We start from the raw sequence: 17,670 nt of genomic DNA on the forward strand, positions 1-17,670 counted from the left end.
GGAGAGAGGCCATGGCCGCTAGGTCTCGGGCACGCGCTCGCCCTCCTGGTCGCGCCCGTGCGCCGCGCGCCAGCGGCGGCATGCCGCGCCGAACGCCGCCAGCAGCTGGCGCGAGGCGGGGTTGTCCGCCGCCTGCCATTCCGGGTGCCACTGCACGCACAGGTTGAAGCCCGTGGACCGGGGATCGGAGAAGGCCTCGATGAGGCCGTCGGGCGCCAGCGCCTCCACGCGCAGCCCCGGCGCCAGGCGCTGGATGCCCTGGCCATGCAGGCTGTTGACCTGCAGCGCGTCGGCGCCGAGCACGGCCTGCAGCACCCCGCCGGGCAGCAGCCGCACGGGGTGCGCCGGGCCGTACTGCGTGTGGACGGCGTCGGCGTCGCGCGCACGGTGGTCGGCCAGGCCGGGCTGCTCCTGCACGGCCTGGTGCAGGCTGCCGCCCAGCGCGACATTGACCTCCTGGAAACCGCGGCAGATGGCGAACAGCGGCATGCCCCGCTGCAGCACGGCGCGCACCAGCGGCAGCGTCCAGGCGTCGCGCAGCTCGTCCAGCGGCAGGCTGCTGTCGTGCACGTCCTCGCCGAAGTGCCGGGGATGGACGTTGGAGGCGGAACCGGTGAGCAGCACGCCGTCGGCCAGGTCGAGCAAGGCGTCCAGCTCGTCCGGTTGCGCCGCCGGCACCACGAGTGGCAGGCAGCCCGCGAGCCGGACCGCCTCGATGTACTTGTTGCCCGCGACATGGAAGGGGTGCTCGCCCAGCCGCTTGCTGCAGGCAGGCACCAGGACCACCGGCGGGCTGCCCGGGCGGGGCGGGATCGGCGTGTGGGTGCTCACGGGCTTGCTCAGGGGGTCTGTTGCGCCATGCCCGTTGCGTGTGCAAGGGGTATGCCAATGTACCTGCCGGGCCATCGTCCCCGGCCCGCGTAAGCCCTTAAAACGGGGTCAGTGCGCCGTCGACGAAGACCTTGAGTTCGCCCGGCGCGAAGGCCGTCCAGGCCTCGTTGGTCGTGAGCGGCGTGGTCACGACGACGGCCACGCGGTCGTCCGGCGTGGTCAGGCTGGAGAAGTCGACCGACAGGTCCTCGTCGGCCAGCTGGGCCTGCGTGAACGGATGGCGCCGCTCCACGTAGTGCAGCAGCGTGGAGGCATGGGCCCACAGCGCCTGCCCGTTGGACAGCAGGAAGTTGAAGGTGCCGTGCCGCGCGATGCGCGGCGCCAGCTCGCGCAGCGTGATGCTGAGCTCCTCCACCGTGGGCACGCCGGCATGCGACTTGGCCAGTTCCTGCATGATCCAGCAGAACGCGCGCTCGCTGTCGGTGCTGCCCACCGGGCGGAACGCCGCATGCAGGCGCGGGTGGAAGTCCTTCAGGTCGCCGTTGTGCGCGAACACCCAGTAGCGGCCCCAGAGCTCGCGCACGAAGGGGTGGCAGTTCTCCAGCGCCACCACGCCCTGCGTGGCCTTGCGGATGTGCGAGATGACGTTGCGGCTCTTGATCGGGTAGCGGCGGATCAGCTCGGCCACGGGCGATTCGCAGGCGCTCTGGTGGTCCACGAAATGCCGCAGCCCATGGCCCTCGAAGAAGGCGATGCCCCAGCCGTCGCTGTGGTGGTCGGTGCGGCCGCCGCGTTCGGCGAAGCCCGTGAAGCTGAACACCACGTCGGTCGGCGTGTTGCAGTTCATGCCGAGCAACTGGCACATGGGTCAGGCTCCTGCCGCGCGCGGGTTGGCGCGCAGCTGCCGCGCAGCCGCGATCGCCAGCACGCACAGCGCGGCCAGCATCAGGAAGGTCTCGTTGAACGCGGCCAGGCGCTCCGGGCTCACGCCGGCCTGCGGCATCAGGCTCTGGCCGTGCGCGGCGAGCCGCCACTCGAGCACGATGCCGCACAGGCTCACGCCCGTGGCGCCGCCCAGCATGCGCAGGAAGTTGATCGCGCTGGCGCCTTGCGGGATCAACGATTTGTCGAGCGAACGCATGGCGCCCAAATTCAGCGAAGGCAGGATGAAGCCCAGGCCGATGCGGCCCAGGATGGCCCAGGCCACGAGCCAGGCGATCGGGCTGGCCGCCGGCACCGTCATCATGAGCGCGAACGAGGCCGCCAGCAGCGCCAGGCCCGTGCTGACCAGCAGCGACGCGGGCTTGCGGTCCGCGAGCCGGCCGACCAGGGCCATGGTGCCGGCCAGCACCAGGCTGGCGGGCACCAGGATCGTGCCCACGTGCGCGGCCGACAGGTGCAGCGCCGACTGCATGTAGACCGGCAGCAGGTAGGTGGAGCCGAACAGGGCCGTGCCGTAGATGCCCGAGACCACGCAGCCCATGGCGTAGGCGCGCGACTGGAACAGCCGCATGTCCATCAACGGCAGGCCGCCGCCGCGTGTCTGGCGCTCCTGCCACCAGATGAAGGTGCCGAAGGCGGCCACCGCGGCGGCCAGCAGCAGCATGGCGAACGCGCCCGGCCGCGCGTGCAGTTCCACCATGCCGTTGAGCAGGCACAGCGTGCCCACGGTGCCCAGGGCCAGCCCGGACCAGTCGAGCCGCCCGCCGTCGCGCGTGGCCGCCGCGCCGCCCGGCGCCGTCATCGGCACATAGGTGCGCGCCAGCCACAGCGAGGCGATGCAGAACGGCACGACCATGAAGAAGATCGAGCGCCAGCCGAAGGCCTCGACCAGCAGGCCGCCGATGCTGGGGCCGATGGCCGGCGCCAGCACCACGCCCATGCCGAAGATGCCGGTCGCGCGGCCCTGCTCGTGCGGCTGGAAGGCGCGCAGGATGATGATGGCCGGGATGGGTTGCACCACGCCCGCGGCCAGGCCCTCGGCCACGCGCGCGGCGAGCACCAGGCCGTAGTCCGACGCGAAACCGCCCGCGATGCCGCCGGCCATGAGCAGCCACATGGCGCCCGAATAGGTGCGGCGGTAGCCGTAGCGCGCCAGCAGCCAGGGCGTGGTCAGCATGGAGCTGGTCATGGCGACCATGAAGCCCGAGCTGACCCAGGCGGCACGCGACGGCCCCAGCGCGAACTGGTGGCTCATGTCCGGCACCGCCACGTTGACGATGGTGGAGGACATGATGGATGCGATGGTGCCCACCATCACCGACAGCAGCAGCAGCCAGCGGTAACGCGGCCCATAGCGGGCCCGCAGGTCGGGCAGGGAAGACGTCGCGCTCAAGGGAACAGGGCCGTTGCCGGCCCGCTTACTTTTTCTCGGACCAGAGCTGGCCGCCAGTGGCCCAGTTCTCGCGCTTGATGTCGGTGATGATGATGTCCACGGACTCGGGCGAGCCGCCGAGGATCTCGACGGACACGCGGGTGAGCTCGGCCACGAGCTTCTTCTTCTGCTCGACCGTGCGGCCTTCCATCATTTCAACGTGGTAGGTGGGCATGGGTTCTTCTCCTGAAAGGGCTGAAAGCCGCGCATGTTAGCCCTGGGCACAACGCGCGCAGACGCAGGCCAGGCCGCGCGCGGCCAGCGGGACGCGCGCCAGCACCTCGGGCGCGATGCGCGCCTGCATGCACCAGCAATCGGCGGCACGCGCTCCATCGGCGCCGGCTGCCATCGCGCACGCGCTGGGTTGGCCACACAAGGGGCAGCGGCCAGCATCGGGCACGGGCGGCGGCTTGGAAGGTGCGGCATGCATCGATTCAGTGTAGGCCAAGCCCGCGTTCGCCAGGGCTCGGGCGGGAGGTGGCGCAGGCGCCTGCACAATCGATCGATCACCGATCCCCCAGAACAAGGAGAACCTCATGCTGGCCAACATCCTGATCGTCCTCGTCGCGCTGCTGCACCTGTACTTCCTGGTCCTGGAGATGGTGCTCTGGGACAAGCCGCAGGGCATGAAGGCGTTCAACCTCACGCCCGAGAAGGCCGAGATGACCAAGGCCATGGCGGCCAACCAGGGCCTGTACAACGGCTTCCTGGCGGCCGGGCTGCTCTGGGGCCTGAACCTGGGCGTGGAAGGCCTGCACATCAAGGTCTTCTTCCTCGCCTGCGTGGCGGTGGCCGGCGTGTTCGGCGCGCTGACGGTCAGCCGCAAGATCTTCTTCATCCAGGCGCTGCCGGCCCTGCTGGCGCTGGCCGCGCTCTGGCTGCGGTAGAGGGCGAGCTGGGCTACACGACCTCGTCGCCGGCCGGCGGCTGCTGGGGCGCCGCGGTCGCCTCGGCCAGTGCATTGGCCTGGGCCTGCTCGGTGGCGAAGATGTCCCACACGGCGATGAACATGGCCGCGATCAGCGGCCCGATCACGAAGCCGTTGAGCCCGAACAGCGCCATGCCCCCCAGCGTGCTGATCAGCACCACGTAGTCGGGCATCTTGGTGTCCTTGCCGACCAGCAGCGGGCGCAGCACGTTGTCGACCAGGCCGATCACCAGCACGCCGTAGACGATCAGGCCGATGCCCTGCAGCGTCGCGCCGGTGGCCAGCAGGTAGGCGGCCACCGGGCCCCAGACCAGGCCCGCGCCCACGGCCGGCAGCAAGGACAGGAAGGCCATCAGCACCGCCCACAGCACCGGTGCGTGGATGCCCAGGAACCAGAACGCCACGCCGCCCAGCGCGCCCTGCACCACGGCCACGGCGATGTTGCCCTTCACGGTGGCGCGGATCACGGTGGTGAACTTGCCCGAGAGGTTGCGCAGGTAGCTCGCGTTGAGCGGGATCGCATCGCGCATGCGGCGCGACAGCTGCGCGCCGTCCCGCAGCAGGAAGAACAGCAGGTACAGCATGATGAAGAAGGCCACCACGAAGTCGAAGGTGTTCTGGCCGATGTTGAGCGCGCTGGCCGCGATCTTCTGGCCGCCTTCGTTCAGGGCCGCGGTGACGCGCTGCTGCAGCACCGACAGGTTGTCGAGCCCGAAGCGTCCCAGCAGCTGCGTGAGCCAGTCGGGCAGCGCGGCATAGATCTGGTTCGCATAGCTGGCCAGGCTGAAATCGCCCTGGCGCATGCGCTCGTACAGCGCGGTGCCCTCCTGCACCAGGGAGGCCGTGATCAGCGACAGCGGCAGGAACACCAGCACCAGGATGAGCAGCACCGTGAGCAGCGCCGCCACCGTGGGCCGCTGCCCGGTCTTGCGCAGCAGGCGCCGGTACAGCGGTGCGAACACGATGGCCAGCACCGCGCCCCAGAAGACTGCGCCGTAGAACGGCAGCAGGATCCAGCCAAAGGCGACCGAGACGGCCACCAGCAGCAGGATGAAGGCTTTTTGTTCGAGTGCCGGGGACTGTGAGGACATGGGACGAAGAGGCTGTCAGAGGTGCCGCGCATCGTATCGGCAAATCGCGCCTGGCCCTGGCCCGTCCGCCACCAACGCAGGTCGGACGGGACGCCGTCCGCCATGCAAGACGGCGCCCGCAGGCGCCGTCTTCATTCACCAGCGGGAAGCGCTCAGCTCGCCTTCACCTTCAACCGCCACGCATGCAGCAGCGGCTCGGTGTAGCCGCTCGGCTGCTCCTTGCCCTTGAACACCAGATCCAGCGCCGCCTGGAACGCAGCGCCCTCGGGGTTGGCCACCAGGCTCTTGTAGAGCGGGTCGCCGGCGTTCTGCTTGTCGACCACGGCGGCCATGCGCGTGAAGGTCTCGCGCACCTGGGCTTCGGTCACCACGCCGTGGTGCAGCCAGTTGGCCATGTGCTGGCTGCTGATGCGCAGCGTGGCGCGGTCTTCCATGAGGCCCACGTTGTGGATGTCGGGCACCTTGGAGCAGCCCACGCCCTGGTCGACCCAGCGCACCACGTAGCCCAGGATGCCCTGGGCGTTGTTGTCGAGTTCCTGCTGCTTGTCGGCGGCAGACCAGCCGGTGTCCGTCGCCACGGGCACCGTCAGCAGGCCGTTCAGGATGGCGTCGCGCTCGCCCGCCACGTCGGTCTTCTCGAGTTCCTTCTGCACGTCTGCCACGCTGACCTGGTGGTAGTGCAGCGCGTGCAGCGTCGCGGCCGTGGGGCTGGGCACCCAGGCGGTGTTGGCGCCGGCCTTGGGGTGGCCGATCTTCTGCACCAGCATGTCGGCCATCAGGTCGGGCATGGCCCACATGCCCTTGCCGATCTGGGCCTTGCCGCGCAGGCCGGCAGCCAGGCCGACCAGCACGTTGTTCTTCTCGTAGGCCGTGATCCAGGGCGTGGTCTTCATCGCGCCCTTGCGCAGCATCGGGCCGGCCAGCATGGCGGTGTGCATCTCGTCGCCCGTGCGGTCCAGGAAGCCGGTGTTGATGAAGGCCACGCGGCTGGCCGCCGCGGCGATGCAGGCCGCCAGGTTCACGCTGGTGCGGCGCTCCTCGTCCATGATGCCGAGCTTGACGGTGCTGTCGGCCAGGCCCAGCAGCTGTTCGACGCGGCCGAACAGTTCGCTGGCGAAGGCCACCTCGGCCGGGCCGTGCATCTTGGGCTTGACGATGTAGACCGAGCCGGTGCGCGAGTTGCGCACGGTCTGTCCGGCGCGGGGCTTGAGGTCGTGCAGCGCGATGGTGGTGGTGACCACGGCATCCAGGATGCCTTCCGGAATCTCCTTGGTGGAGCCGTCGGCCGCCGTGTAGAGCACGGCCGGGTTGGTCATCAGGTGGCCGACATTGCGCACGAACATCAGCGAGCGGCCGTGCAGCGTGACCGGCTTGCCATTGGCGCCGGTGTACTGGCGGTCCGGGTTCAGGCCGCGCGTGAAGGTCTTGCCGCCCTTGGCGACCTCCTCGGTCAGCGTGCCCTGCAGGATGCCGAGCCAGTTGCTGTACGCGACCACCTTGTCGTCGGCATCGACCACGGCGACCGAGTCTTCCAGGTCGAGGATGGTGGACAACGCGGACTCCAGCACCACATCGCTGACGCCGGCCGCGTCGGTCTTGCCGATGGCCGTGCTGCGGTCGATGCGGATGTCGATGTGGATGCCGTTGTGCTGCAGCAGCACCGAGGTCGGCGCCGCGGCGTCGCCCTGGTAGCCGATGAACTGCGCCGCGTCCTCCAGGCCGGTCTGGCCGGCACCGGTCTGCACCACCAGCTTGCCGCCGTCCACGCGGTAACCGGTCGCATCCCTGTGCGAACCGCTGGCCAGCGGCGCAGCTTCGTCGAGGAACTTGCGCGCGAACGCGATGACCTTGGCGCCGCGGATGGGGTTGTAGCCGCCGGCCTTCTCGGCGCCGTCGTCCTCGGAGATCGCATCGGTGCCGTACAGCGCGTCGTACAGCGAGCCCCAGCGCGCGTTGGCCGCGTTCAGCGCGTAGCGCGCGTTCAGGATCGGCACCACCAGCTGCGGGCCGGCCTGGGTGGCCAGCTCGGCATCGACATTGGCCGTGGTGGCCTGGGCGCCAGCGGGCACCGGCACCAGGTAGCCGATCTTCTCCAGAAATGCGCGGTAGCCCGGCATGTCGGCAATGGGGCCCGGGTGGGCCTGGTGCCAGGTGTCCAGCTCGGTCTGCAGGCGGTCGCGCTCGGCCAGCAGCGCGATGTTCTTGGGCGCCAGGTCGCCGACGATGGCGTCGAAGCCCTTCCAGAACGCGTCCGCCGCGATGCCGGTGCCGGGCAGCACCTTGTCTTCGATGAAGCGGGCCAGGTTGGTCGCGACCTGGAGGCGGTGGTAGGTGGTGCGTGCGGTCATGGCGGGCCTTTCGGAGTCCAAAAGCAGGTGGGGATCGTCTGGGGATGCAGAAATCGGGCCGCAGGCTGCGGCGCCCCCTGACTTTAGAGGACACTGGCCCTTCGATTGCGCACCGCAGCAGCGGGTCATCTGTGACCTGAATGACGGTAATCGACGGAAAATCCACCGCAGAACAGTCTCTGCGCGGCGCAATACCCCGTTTCGACCGCAGGAAACCCGCCATGGCCCTTCTGAATGCGCATGCGCTGAACCGCATGAACCAGGTGCTCCAGCAGCACGTCGACGCCGGCCTGCTGCCGGGTGCCGTGGTGCTGGTAGGCGCGGGCGGCCAGGTGGCGCACCGGGCGGCGCTGGGCCGGCTCGACCCGGCGGGCAGCCAGGCCATGCCGGACGATGCGATCTTCCGCATCTACTCGATGACCAAGCCCATCGTCTCGCTGGCCGCGCTGATGCTGGCCGAAGAGGGCCGGCTGTCGCTGACCGACCCGGTCACGCGCTGGCTGCCCGTCTTCGCCGAGACGCCCGTGGGCATGGAGCGCGGCGGCGCGCTGGTGCTCGAGCGCGCGCAGCGCCCGCCCACGGTGCACGACCTGCTGCGCCACACGGCGGGCTTCACCTACGAGTTCCTGGGCAACAGCGCCGTGCAGCGCCAGTACCAGGCGGCCGACCTGGCCAACCGCGACCGCACCAACGCCAGCTTCTGCGACGCGCTGGCGCGCCTGCCCTACAGCGCCCAGCCCGGCAGCTGCTGGCAGTACAGCCGCGCCACCGATGTGCTGGGCGCGCTGCTGGAGGTGGTGACCGGCGAGCCGCTGGGCGCGCTGCTGCAGCGCCTGATCCTGGGGCCGCTGGGCATGGTGGACACCGCGTTCAGCGTGCCGCCCGCGCAGCAGCACCGCATCGCCGAGCCGTTCGCACGATGCCCCGAGACCGGCCAGCCCGTGGCGATGCTGGACGCACGCAGCGCGCCCGCGTTCGAATCCGGCGGCGGCGGCCTGCTGTCCACGGCCGCCGACTACCTGCGCTTCGTGCAGCTGTTGCGCAACCAGGGCCGCGTGGAGGGCAGCGGAGGCCAGCGCCTGGTCTCGCGCAAGACCATGGAGTGGATGGCGGCCGACCACCTGGGCACCATCCCCGTGGCCGGCGAACTGCTCGCGCCGGGCCATGGCTTCGGCCTGGGCGTGGCCGTGCGCACGGCCGCCGGCCTAGTGGCCCAGCCCGGCTCGCCAGGCATGTACTTCTGGAGCGGCATCGGCGGCACCTTCTTCTTCGTCGACCCGGCCGAGGATGTGTTCGCGGTGCTGCTGGCGCAGACGCCCAACCAGCGCATCTTCTTCCGCAACCTGTTCCGGCACCTGGTCTACGCGGCCATCGAATGAAAGGACCCGCCATGACCCCACTGCCATCGCGCTGGGCGCTGCTCATCGCCGCCGCCCTGCTCACCGCCTGCGCGACGCCCCGCCCCACGGGCGCGCCACCCGGCGCCGTCAGCGTCAGCTGGAGCGATCCGGCCCAGTTCGCCGAGGCGCGCGACAACCACCGCGACACGCCGGCCGCGCGCGAGGCCTGGCTCAGCGCGCTCGCACGCCACCTGGCCGAGCGGGCCGCGGCCGTGCTGCCCGCGGACGAGAAGCTCGACGTGCGCATCACCGACGTCAAGCGCGCCGGCGGCTTCGAGCCCTGGCGCGGCCCGCAGGCCGACAACCTGCGCGTGGTGCGCGACATCTACCCGCCGCGCATCACGCTGGAATTCAAGCAGTTGGCGGCCGATGGCCGCGTGCTGAAGGAGGGCCGGCGCGAGCTGCGCGATGCGGGCTTCCTGATGCGCCCCGCCATGTACCCCAGCGACCCGCTGAACCACGAGAAGCAGTTGCTGGACGACTGGGTGCGCAAGGAATTCAGTCGCTCGGCCCTGCAATGACGGCTGCGTCGTGCAGCCGGCCGATGGCGCCGGAGTCCAGGCCCAGCACCTCGGCCAGCACGGCGTCGGTGTCGCTGCCGATGTAGGGCGCGGGCCGCGTGGGCGCCCGGTCCATGGCCGGCGCACGCACGGCGCTGCCGGCCACCAGGTGCTCGCCCATGCCGGGCGTGGTGGCGCGTTCGAAGACGGGGTTCTCGGTGCTCACACGCTGGTCGCTGGCCAGCAGCTCGCCCACGGTCTTGTAGCGGCCCCAGCAGACCTTGTGGGCCTGCAACTCACGCTCGACCTCCGGGGTGCCGCGCGCGGCGAACCAGGGCTCCACCAGTTCGGCGATCGCATCGCGGCCCTCGTAACGCTGGGCCTCGTCGTCGAAGTCCAGGCCCAGGCGCTGCTGCGTGGCGGCCACGGCCTCGGCGATGCCGCAGGCCTTGACCAGGGATCGCCACTGCCCGGCCGAGATCGCCGCGACCATGATGCGCTCGCCGTCCGCCGTCGCGAAGTCGCGGCCGAAGGCGCCGTAGATGTGGTTGCCGATGGAGGGCCGCTCGGTCTGCAGCAGCTCGGCCTCGGCCAGCACGCCCAGGTTGGACAGCGTGGTGAACGCCACGTCCGACAGCGCCATCTTGAGCTCTGCGCCCACGCCTTCGCGCTGGCGCCGGTTCACGGCCGCCACGATGGCGAAGGCGGCCTGGTAGGCACAGGCCACGTCCCAGGCCGGCATCACGTGGTTGACGGGCCGCTCGGCCGAACCGCCGCCCGTGGAATACGGGTAGCCCGTGGCGCAGTTGACGGTGTAGTCCACCGCCGTGCTGCCGTCGGCATTGCCCTGGATGGTGCAGCTGATCACGTCGGCGCGGCGCGCGGCCAGCACGGCGTGCGCGAGCCAGGGCGTGCCGATGTTGGTCAGCAGCACGCCCGCGTCGGCGCCCGGCGCGGTGGCCAGCGCCTGCACGAGTTCGCGGCCCTCGGGCTTGCGGATGTCGATGGCGACCGAGCGCTTGCCCTTGTTCAAGCCGGCCCAGTAGATGCTGCGGCCGCGGCCTTCGGGATGCGGCATGCGCGGCAGCCGCGCGTAGTCGATACCGCCGCCGGGGATGTCCACGCGGATCACGTCGGCGCCGAACTGCGCGAGCGTCAGGCCGGCCAGCGGCGCGGCGATGAAGGCGGAGCTTTCGACCACGCGCAGGCGGTTCAGGAAAGGGTAGGTCATGCTGGTCTCGGATCGAAGAAGGGGGAGGTACGGCCCCGATTCTGGGACCGGCGCGCCGATCCACCTGTCATGCGCGTTCGAACACCGCCGCCATGCCCTGGCCGCCGCCGATGCACATGGTCTCCAGCCCGTAGCGCACGCCGCGGCGCTGCATCTCGTGCAGCAGCGAGGCCATGATGCGCACGCCCGTCGCGCCCACCGGGTGGCCCAGCGAGATGCCCGAGCCGTTCACGTTCAGCCGCTCCGGGTCGTTCCAGCCCCAGCCTTTGGTGACGGCCAGCGCCTGGCAGGCGAAGGCCTCGTTGAGCTCGACCAGGCCGATGTCGTCCCAGCACAGGCCGTTGCGCGCGAACAGCTTCTCGACCGCCGGCACCGGGCCGATGCCCATGTGCGAAGGCTCGCAGCCCGCGGCCGTCCAGCTGTGCAGCCAGCCGATGGGCGTGAGGCCCAGCTTCTCGACCTGGCTTTCGGCCACGATCAGGCAGCCGGCGGCGGCGTCGTTCTGCTGGCAGGCGTTGCCGGCGGTGACCACGCCGTCCTTCATCAGGGGCTTGAGCCTGGCCAGCTGCTCGATGGTCAGGTCCCCGCGGATGCCTTCGTCCATGGCCACCTGCAGCGCCTCTCCCTTCTTCTGCGGCACGGCCACGGGCACGAGTTCGTCGGCGAACCTGCCGGCTTCCCAGGCCGCGGCAGCGCGCTGGTGGCTGCGCAGCGCGAAGGCGTCGGATTCTTCGCGCGTGACGCCGTAGTCGCGCGCCAGGTTCTCGGCCGTCTCGATCATGCCGCTGATGCGGCCGAAGCGCGCCTCGGGCTGCGAGCGCTCGCGCCCGCGCTCCAGCCGGTCGTGGAAGCGCACGGTGCCCGCGCGCTTGCCCCAGCGCATGTCGGTGGTGTAGTACTCCACGTTGCTCATGCTCTCCACGCCGCCGGCCAGCACCACGTCGGCGGCGCCGGTCTGCACCATCATCGCGGCCGTGGCGATGGCCTGCAGGCCCGAGCCGCAGCGCCGGTCCAGCTGCATGCCGGCCACCGAGATCGGAAAGCCGGCCTGCAGCGCCACCCAGCGGCCCGTGCAGGGCACCTCGCCGTTGGCGTAGGAGTGGGCGAACACCACGTCGTCGATGCGGGCCGGGTCCAGGCCCGTGCGCTGCACGATGGCGCGCGCCACGGTGGCGCCCAGTTCCTCGACCGGCACGCTGCGCAGGCTGCCGCCGAACGCGCCGATGGGCGTGCGCAGCGGGGAAACGATGGCGGCTCGTTGCATGGGATCAATCCTTGTCGTGCAGTGCGTTCGGAAAACGCGGGGTTTCTTTGGCCAGGAAGGCGCGCACGCCTTCGCGGGATTCGGTGGAGGTGAAGGCGCGCTCGGACAGCGGCAGCGCCGCGGCGATGGCGGCGTCCTCGGTGCTGTCGAAGGCCAGGTCGATGGCCTGCTTGCACAGGGCCAGGGCCAGCGGCGGGCGTTGTGCCAGCGTGGCGGCCAACTGCAGCGCCTGGTTCAGCGCCTCACCGGCCGGCGTGACGCGGTTGACGAGGCCCCAGGCCAACGCGGTCACGGCGTCGATGGGTTCGCCCAGGAACATCAGCTCCTTGGCCCGGCCCTCGCCCACGCGGCGCGCCACGCGCACCGGGCCACCGCTGCCGGGGAACACGCCGAGCTTGATCTCGGGCAGTGCGAAGCGCGCGGCGGCATCGGCCACGAGCAGGTCGCAGCAGACCGCGATCTCCAGCCCGCCGCCGAAGGCCAGGCCGTTGACGGCTGCCACCGTGGGCTTGGGAAAATCGTCCAGCTGCGCGAACACGCGGTGTTGCAGCTCCAGCTTCTCGGGCCCGATGCGGCCAGGCTGCATGAGCGGCTGGAACTCGGCGATGTCCGAGCCCGCGCAGAAGGCCCGCGTGCCGGCGCCCGTGACGACCACTGCGCGCACCGCCGCATCGGCGGCCAGCGCATCCAGGTGCCGCCCCAGCGCCTCGGTCAGCCCGCGGAACACGACGTTCAGCGGCGGGTTGTCCAGCGTCAGCACGGCCACGCCATCGCTGCGGACGTCGCAGCGCACCGGGCTCTCAGCCATAGCGCCCGCCCGTCACGTGCAGCACCTCGCCGCTGATGAAGCTGGCCGCGTCCGACGCCAGGAAGGCCACCGCGTTGGCGATGTCGCGCGGCTGGCCCACGCGCTTGACGGGCTGCATCTGCACGGCGCGCTCCTTGATGGTCTCGTAGGTCGGCAGCGCCTGCACCATCTCGGTCTCCATGAAACCCGGCGCCACACAGTTGACGGTGATGCCATAGCGGCCCTGCTCGATGGCCAGCGCCTTGGCCATGCCGATCAGCCCGGCCTTGGCCGCCGAGTAGTTGGCCTGCGTGGGGTTGCCGAAGTGCGCGCGCGAGCTGATGTTGACGACGCGGCCCCAGCCCTGTTCGATCATGCGCGGCATTACCGCGCGGCTGGCCAGGAAGGCGCCCTTGAGCATGACCTCCATGACCAGGTCCCAGTCGTCCTCGGTCATCTTGACGAGGTACCTGTCGCGCGGAAAGCCGGCGTTGTTGACCAGGATGTGCACGCCGCCGAAGGTCGCCGCGGCCTCGTCGACGAGCGCCTGCACCTGGTCGGCCTTGGTGATGTCGGCGACGACGCAGTGCGCCTGCAGCCCGTCGGCCTTCAGCGCCGCGGTGGTGGCCTCGGCCTGCTCGCGCAGGATGTCGGTGACGACGACGCGCGCGCCCTCTTCGGCCAGCTTGCGCGCGGTGGCCGCGCCCAGGCCGCGTGCCGAGCCGGTGACGATGGCCACCTTGTCCTCGAGTCCCAGATCCATGTTCACTCCTTCGTGCCTTGCGGCCGCAGTTCGATGACGGCGTCCACCGCGTAGGCCCCCTGGCCCTGCGACAACGCGAACACCGGGTTCAGGTCGATGGACTGCAGGCGCGGCCCGGCCTGGTGCGCGAACTGCGACAGCCGCGCCAGCATGGCGGCCAGCGCCTGGACATCCACAGGCGGCTTGCCGCGCGCACCCAGCAGCAGCGGCGCGCCCTGGATGGAGCGCACCATCTGCTCGGCCACGTCTTCGCCGAAGGGGCAGCGGCGCAGCACCACGTCGTGCAGCACCTCGATGAAGATGCCGCCCAGGCCGAACACCGCCACCGGGCCGAACACCGGGTCGCGCTGGATGCCCAGGATGCACTCCACGCCGCCCGACAGTTGCCTGGCCACCAGCACGCCTTCGATGCGTGCGTCGGGCGCGGCGGCCTTGGCACGGGCCAACAGCAGGTCGAAGCCGCTGCGCACGGCGGCGGCATCGCCCACATCCAGCAGCACGCCGCCGATCTCGGACTTGTGCAGGATGTCGGCCGACAGGATCTTGAGCACGACCGGGTAGCCCAGCGCCTCGGCCGCTGCCACGGCGCTGGCGGCGTCGACACAGGCGCGCTCGGGCGCCACGGCGATGCCGGCGGCGGCCAGCAGCTGCTTGGCCTGGGCTTCGTTGGGTGTGGCATCCGGCAAGGCCAGCAGCGGCACATCGGGCGGCGGCAGCGCCGGCCCGCGCGCGAAGGCCTGGCCAAAGCGTGCCATCGCCGCGATGGCAGCCACGGCCCGCGCCGGGTCTTCGAACACCGCGAAGCCATCGTCCTCGTACTGGCGCACGGTCTCGGGCGTGGCCAGGATGCACAGCACAAACAGTCTGTCCGGATGCCGCGCCCGCACCGCCTTGAGCTGCGCGCGCAGGCCCTCGGCGATGGAGCCCGCCCCCACCGTGTAGGTGAAGAAGGCCAGGATGGCGCCGTAGCCGCCCTCGGCCACCACGGCCTCGGCGAAGAGGCCGGCGATGCCCAGGTCGTTCATGAACTGCGCCGTGCAGTCCACCGGGTTGCGCGGCGCGCAGAACGGGATCAGTTCCTTGAGGCGGCGCTGCGCGGCGGCCGGCATCTCGGGCATGGCCAGGCCATGGACCTCGGCCGCGTCGGAGACGATCACGCCGGCACCGCCGCTGACGGTGATCACACCCAATGTGCCCGCGACCGGAAAGATGCGCCGCGTGGCAGTGCGCGCCACGTCGAGCAGGTGGTCGGTGCTCTGCGCGCGCACCACGCCGAGTTCGGCCAGCACCGCGTCGGTCACGGCGTCGTTGCCGGCCACCGAGGCGGTGTGCGATTGCGCCGCGGCGCTGCCCACCGCGCTCGTGCCCACCTTCATCATGACCACGGGCTTGCGCGCGCGGCGTGCGTTCTCCAGCGCGGCCAGCAGCGCGCCGCCGTCGCGGATGCCTTCGGAGTACACGGCGATGACCTCGGTGTCGCCATCGTCCACGAAGGCCTGCACCATGTCGGCCAGGTGCAGGTCGCTCTCGTTGCCGGTCATCACGCAGGACGAGATGCCGATGCCCGAGGCCCGCGCCACGCCCAGGATGTGGCTGCCGTAGGCGCCCGACTGGCTCGCGATGCCGACACCGCCGGCTTTCGGAAAGCCCATCTCCACCACCGAGGTGAAGCTGCCGTAGAAGCCGCTGCGCGGGTTCACCACGCCCAGCGTGTTGGGCCCGAGGATACGCACACCGTGCTGGCGTGCGGCCGCCAGCATCTGCTGCTGCAGCACCAGCCCTTCCTCGCTGGCCTCGGCGAAGCCGGCCGAGAACACGATGGCCGCACGCGTGCCGCGTTCGCCCAGCGCGGCGATGGTCTGCGGCACGAGCTTGGCGGCCACCGCCACGATGGCGACATCGGGCACCTCGGGCAGCGCCGCCACACTGGCGAACGCGGGCAGGCCCTGGATGGTCAGCCGGCTCGGGTTGACCGGCAGGATGCGGCCCTGGTAACCCTGACCCCGCATGTAGGCGATGGGCCGGCCGCCGATGCGCAGTGGGTCGTCGGAGGCGCCGACGATGGCCACGCTCGCGGGGCGCAGCAGGCGCGACAGGTCGGAATGCAGGTCCATGCTCACTCCACCTTGGCGCCGGACACCTGGACCACCTTGGCCCAGCGCGCGATGTCGGCGGCGATCTTCTGGCCGAAGGCCTCGGGCGTGGACCAGGCGGGCTCGAAGCCCTGCGCCAGCAGGCGTTCCTTGAGTTCGGGCGCGTCGAGCTCGCGCTTGAGTTCCTGGTTGAGCTTGGCGATCACGTCCTTGGGCGTGCCGGCCGGGGCCATCAGGCCGTTCCAGACCACCACGTCGAAGCCCGGCACGCCGGACTCGGCCACCGTGGGCAGGTCGGGCATGGCGGGCGAGCGCTTGAGGCCGGTCTGCGCGATGGCCTTGAGCTTGCCGCCCTTGACCTGCGGCATGGCCGAGAACATCAGGTCCATCACCACTTGGGTGTTGCCGGCCATCACGTCGGCCATGGCCGGGGCGCTGCCGCCGAACGGGATGTGCGTCATCTTGATGCCGGTCTGCGCGCTCAGGTACTCGGTCGCCAGGTGGGTGGACGAGCCGTTGCCGGCCGAGCTGAAGTTCAGCGCGCCGGGCTTGGCCTTGGCCAGCGCGACGAGTTCGGCGATGGAGCTGACGCCCAGCGACGGGTTGACCATCACCAGCGTGGGCCCGGCGGTGAGTTCGGCCACGGGCGCCAGGTCGCTGCGGATGTCGTAGCGCATGCCCTTGTAGAGCGATGGCGCGATGCTGTGGCCCATGGTCACCAGCAGCAGCGTGTAGCCGTCGGCCGGCGCGCGCGCCACCTGCTCGGCGCCCAGGTTGCCCGAGGCGCCGGGCTTGTTCTCGACGATGAAGGGGTGGCCGAGCCGGTCGCCCAGCCGCTGCGCGAGCAGGCGCGCCACGATGTCGTTGGTGCCGCCGGGGGCGTACGGCACGACGATCTTCACGGTGCGGGTGGGCCAGGCCTGGGCGGCGGCGTGGCCGGCGAAGCTGCCGAACAGTGCGGCGCAGGCCAGCGCCGTGGCGGCGCGGCGGGTCATGGTTGCCATGCTTGTCTCCTGAATCACGCAGCGCGGAAAGGCCCGGCCACTGGCTGCGAATCCTAGGCAGCACCCTATACTCCGTCCAATACTTTTGATGGTCTCAGCGATATAGAAAAGGTATCTCCATGGAGCTGCGGCAACTGCGCCAGTTCGTGACCGTGGCCGAGACCCGCAGCCTGCGGCGCGCGGCCGAGCGCCTGCACATGGCGCAGCCGCCGCTGTCGGTGGCGATGCGCAAGCTGGAGGAAGACATGGGCGTGGCGCTGTTCGAGCGCAGTGCGCGCGGCGTGCAGCTGACGAGCGCCGGCGAGGGCGCGCTGGCGGCGGCGCGCAAGTGCCTGGCGGCCGCCGCCGAGGTGGGCGCGGCGGCGCGTGCGGTGGCCGGCGGCGAGACCGGCGAGCTGCGCATCGGCTTCACGGGCTCGACCACCTTCGGCCTGCTGCCGCGCATGGTGCGTGCCTTCCACCAGCGTTATCCGCAGGTGCGGCTGCACCTGCACGAGCTGACCAACCAGCAGTCGCTCACGCAGGTGCAGGCCGGCCAGGTGGACCTGGCCTTCGTGCGCGTGCCGACCAGCCACCTGCCGGGCCTGCATTTCGAGGTCATGGAGCGCGACCGTTTCTGCGTGGCGCTGCCGCCCGGCCATGCGCTGGCCGACAAGGCCCAGCTGACGCTGCGCGACCTGGCGGGGCAGGACTTCATCGGCTACACGCCCTCGCCCGTGGGCGGGTTGCACGCGGCCTCCAGCCGGCTGCTGCAGCAGGCCGGCGTGGCGGTGCAGCTGGTGCAGGAGGCGGTGCAGGTCTCCACCGTCCTGGGCCTGGTGCTGAGCGGCCTGGGCCTGGCGCTGGTGCCATCGACCAACGCGCACTACTACGCCACCAGCGTGGTCTACCGGCCGCTGCGCGGGCTGCCGCGCGACAGCGGCATCGGCATCGCGCTGGTGCACCGGCCCGACAGCGGCAACCCGGCCACGGTGCACTTCGCAGCCAGCGCGGCGCAGCTGGCGGCGGACGACACGACCGGCTGAACCGCGTTCAGGTCAGGCGCGGCCGGCTGGG

Annotated in this window: 17 protein-coding genes; 4 read left to right on the top strand and 13 right to left on the bottom strand. The window is 70.9% G+C overall.

Annotation, left to right across the window (positions count from 1 at the left end; all coding sequences use genetic code 11):
• Positions 1-18: 18 nt before the first annotated feature.
• From ASF44_RS01605 to ASF44_RS33210, 5 genes are all read right to left on the bottom strand, one after another.
• A complete protein-coding gene (locus ASF44_RS01605; protein WP_235579096.1) occupies positions 19-831 on the bottom strand; it encodes a gamma-glutamyl-gamma-aminobutyrate hydrolase family protein in 813 nt (270 codons plus the stop codon).
• Positions 832-928: 97 nt separating this feature from the next.
• Positions 929-1,696: a class II glutamine amidotransferase gene (locus ASF44_RS01610; protein ID WP_056897416.1), complete on the bottom strand. Its 768-nt coding sequence runs from the start codon at positions 1,694-1,696 to the stop codon at positions 929-931.
• 3 nt (positions 1,697-1,699) lie between these two features.
• Positions 1,700-3,166, bottom strand: a complete 1,467-nt coding sequence (locus ASF44_RS01615; protein WP_056897417.1) for an MFS transporter — start codon at positions 3,164-3,166, stop codon at positions 1,700-1,702.
• A gap of 25 nt (positions 3,167-3,191) precedes the next feature.
• A complete protein-coding gene (locus ASF44_RS01620) occupies positions 3,192-3,380 on the bottom strand; it encodes a 4-oxalocrotonate tautomerase (RefSeq protein WP_056897418.1) in 189 nt (62 codons plus the stop codon).
• Positions 3,381-3,416: 36 nt separating this feature from the next.
• Positions 3,417-3,833 (bottom strand): cysteine-rich CWC family protein, encoded by a 417-nt coding sequence (locus ASF44_RS33210; RefSeq protein WP_369820887.1) that lies wholly within the window; start codon positions 3,831-3,833, stop codon positions 3,417-3,419.
• Between ASF44_RS33210 and ASF44_RS01630 the strand changes: the two genes are divergently transcribed.
• Positions 3,742-4,092 (top strand): DUF1304 domain-containing protein, encoded by a 351-nt coding sequence (locus ASF44_RS01630; RefSeq protein WP_056897420.1) that lies wholly within the window; start codon positions 3,742-3,744, stop codon positions 4,090-4,092. The genes ASF44_RS33210 and ASF44_RS01630 overlap by 92 nt on opposite strands.
• 13 nt (positions 4,093-4,105) lie before the next feature.
• Here ASF44_RS01630 and ASF44_RS01635 read toward each other — a convergent pair whose 3' ends face one another.
• Positions 4,106-5,224 (bottom strand): AI-2E family transporter, encoded by a 1,119-nt coding sequence (locus ASF44_RS01635; RefSeq protein WP_056897421.1) that lies wholly within the window; start codon positions 5,222-5,224, stop codon positions 4,106-4,108.
• Between the two features lie 152 nt (positions 5,225-5,376).
• Complete coding sequence (locus tag ASF44_RS01640) at positions 5,377-7,572, bottom strand: malate synthase G (RefSeq protein ID WP_056897422.1); 2,196 nt, start codon at positions 7,570-7,572, stop codon at positions 5,377-5,379.
• A gap of 221 nt (positions 7,573-7,793) precedes the next feature.
• Between ASF44_RS01640 and ASF44_RS01645 the strand changes: the two genes are divergently transcribed.
• Both ASF44_RS01645 and ASF44_RS01650 read left to right on the top strand, forming a co-directional pair.
• Entirely contained in the window at positions 7,794-8,951 is a 1,158-nt protein-coding gene (locus ASF44_RS01645) for a serine hydrolase (protein ID WP_235579097.1), read from the top strand.
• Positions 8,952-8,962: 11 nt separating this feature from the next.
• Positions 8,963-9,493 carry a DUF3016 domain-containing protein gene (locus ASF44_RS01650; RefSeq protein ID WP_056897423.1) on the top strand — a complete coding sequence of 177 codons (531 nt, stop codon included), beginning with the start codon at positions 8,963-8,965 and terminating at the stop codon, positions 9,491-9,493.
• Here the strand turns inward: ASF44_RS01650 and ASF44_RS01655 are convergent.
• The 6 genes from ASF44_RS01655 to ASF44_RS01680 form a co-directional block, all read right to left on the bottom strand.
• Positions 9,471-10,703 (bottom strand): CoA transferase, encoded by a 1,233-nt coding sequence (locus ASF44_RS01655; protein ID WP_056897424.1) that lies wholly within the window; start codon positions 10,701-10,703, stop codon positions 9,471-9,473. The two genes, ASF44_RS01650 and ASF44_RS01655, sit on opposite strands and share 23 nt — an antisense overlap.
• A 67-nt stretch (positions 10,704-10,770) precedes the next feature.
• Positions 10,771-11,967 (bottom strand): acetyl-CoA C-acetyltransferase, encoded by a 1,197-nt coding sequence (locus ASF44_RS01660; RefSeq protein ID WP_056897425.1) that lies wholly within the window; start codon positions 11,965-11,967, stop codon positions 10,771-10,773.
• A 4-nt stretch (positions 11,968-11,971) separates the two neighbouring features.
• The gene (locus tag ASF44_RS01665; RefSeq protein ID WP_235579098.1) at positions 11,972-12,760 is read right to left on the bottom strand and encodes an enoyl-CoA hydratase/isomerase family protein; all 789 of its coding nucleotides are present in this window, start codon (positions 12,758-12,760) and stop codon (positions 11,972-11,974) included.
• Positions 12,761-12,767: 7 nt separating this feature from the next.
• Positions 12,768-13,517 (bottom strand): SDR family NAD(P)-dependent oxidoreductase, encoded by a 750-nt coding sequence (locus ASF44_RS01670; protein ID WP_056897427.1) that lies wholly within the window; start codon positions 13,515-13,517, stop codon positions 12,768-12,770.
• A gap of 2 nt (positions 13,518-13,519) precedes the next feature.
• Positions 13,520-15,631, bottom strand: coding sequence for an acetate--CoA ligase family protein (locus ASF44_RS01675; protein ID WP_056897428.1), 2,112 nt, complete (start codon positions 15,629-15,631; stop codon positions 13,520-13,522).
• Positions 15,632-15,633: 2 nt separating this feature from the next.
• Positions 15,634-16,614, bottom strand: a complete 981-nt coding sequence (locus tag ASF44_RS01680; RefSeq protein ID WP_056897429.1) for a tripartite tricarboxylate transporter substrate binding protein — start codon at positions 16,612-16,614, stop codon at positions 15,634-15,636.
• Positions 16,615-16,733: 119 nt separating this feature from the next.
• On the opposite strand from ASF44_RS01680, the gene ASF44_RS01685 reads away from it, so the two are divergent.
• Positions 16,734-17,639 carry a LysR family transcriptional regulator gene (locus ASF44_RS01685; RefSeq protein WP_056897430.1) on the top strand — a complete coding sequence of 302 codons (906 nt, stop codon included), beginning with the start codon at positions 16,734-16,736 and terminating at the stop codon, positions 17,637-17,639.
• Positions 17,640-17,670: the final 31 nt, after the last annotated feature.

Origin of the sequence: Pseudorhodoferax sp. Leaf274, assembly GCF_001422445.1 — a bacterium.
GTDB lineage: Bacteria > Pseudomonadota > Gammaproteobacteria > Burkholderiales > Burkholderiaceae_C > Pseudorhodoferax.